At 69.9% G+C, this 1,483-nt stretch carries 1 protein-coding gene; it reads left to right on the forward strand.

Going from position 1 to position 1,483, the window contains the following annotated elements; genetic code table 11:
• The first annotated feature begins 14 nt into the window (after positions 1-14).
• Positions 15-764 carry a CbtA family protein gene (locus KME75_RS41500; RefSeq protein WP_281424914.1) on the forward strand — a complete coding sequence of 250 codons (750 nt, stop codon included), beginning with the start codon at positions 15-17 and terminating at the stop codon, positions 762-764.
• Positions 765-1,483 lie beyond the last annotated feature (719 nt).

A 1,483-nucleotide genomic window follows, 5' to 3' on the forward strand; every position in this document is an offset into this window, starting at 1 on the left:
CTAGAGGCGACGCCATGACGAGCGAGATCCTGCGGCTGATCGGCCGCGGCGCGGCGGCCGGGACGGTAGCGGGTGTGCTGTCGGCCGGCGTGTCCTACGTCCTGGGTGAACCGTGGATCGAACGGGCGATCGCGCTCGAGGAGGCTGCCGCGCATGCCGAGGGGGCCGCCGCGCATGTCGAGGTGTTCTCCCGCGCCGCACAGCAGGCTGGCCTGGTTGTGGTGTCCGTGCTGACCGGGCTCGCGATCGGCGTCTTGTTCGGGGTGGTCTACGCGGTGTGGCACCGCCGCGATCTCGCCGTCGATCCATGGCGGCGAGCGATCCGGCTTGCGGTCATGGGCCTGATCGGGATCACGCTCATCCCGTTCATCCGATACCCGGGCAATCCGCCGGCGGTGGGTGATCCTGCAACCGTCGATGCCCGCACCACGTGGTATCTCGCGGCCGTCCTCATCGGCGTCGCCACGGTGACCGCTGTCTGGCAGTTGCACCACAGACTCGCCGAACGCGGAGCTGCCGCGTCCACACGGCAGTCGGCCGTGGCCGTCGCGGTGGTCGTCGGCCTGGCGGCAACCTGGTTGCTGCCAGCGAACACCGACGCGATCGACGTGCCGGCCGAGCTGATCTGGAACTTCCGGCTCGCCTCGCTCGCCACCCTCGTCGTGCTGTGGCTGAGTCTGGGCGCGGCATTCGGCCTGCTCACAGAGCGAGCCACCGGGCGCACGTCGAAGCGGACACCTCCAGTCGAGCTCACTCCACGCTGAACCGGCGAGTGTCCACGGCGACCCACTCCTGACCCGCGGGCACGACGCCCGTTCCGGTCTCTTGGCTGGGCGTGGCCCGCAGCACGGATCTGGCAGGCCACCAGCCACCCCGTGCGCGCTGGCCTTGCCGCGTGGCGCCCCTACGAGCGACTGGACTGGCCAGAGCAGGCTGTTCGGCATCGGCATCCCCGCCGACTTCCTTCCGAGCGCTCGCGAGCTCGGCCGCGTCGATCTCATCTGAGCCCGGTGCAACATCCTTCGGAGGAGATCCCGAAGGAGACGTCACAGGCGTCAGATGGAGGACGCCGATTGACCGGACGCCCGGCTACGACTGCACGCCCATCAACGGCCAACAGCCACCGGTCTCTGTTCCCATCCCGCCAACCCCGATGCAACCGCCGCCCATCAACCCGACACTGCCGCCACCGGCGGTCACCTACGATCCCCCGCCGAGGCCGACCTATGATCCGGCACCGCCGACCTATGATCCGGCACCGCCGACCTATGATCCGCCAACTACTCCGCGGCCACCCGCAGATCCGGCTCCATACCCGGACCCGACGGAGGCAGCACCGCCGGATGAAGGCGGTGCGAACGACGCCGGCCCCGGCAGCGATGAGTCCGCCCAGCACCCAAACGACGACCAGCCGCCGGCGGAAGCCGAGCCCGCGGGGTAGTTGGGTCCCGGTCGTCTCACCCCTCGAGGCACAGTCGACCAC

The organism is Pseudonocardia nigra, assembly GCF_019396355.1.
Classification (GTDB): Bacteria; Actinomycetota; Actinomycetes; order Mycobacteriales; family Pseudonocardiaceae; genus Pseudonocardia; species Pseudonocardia nigra.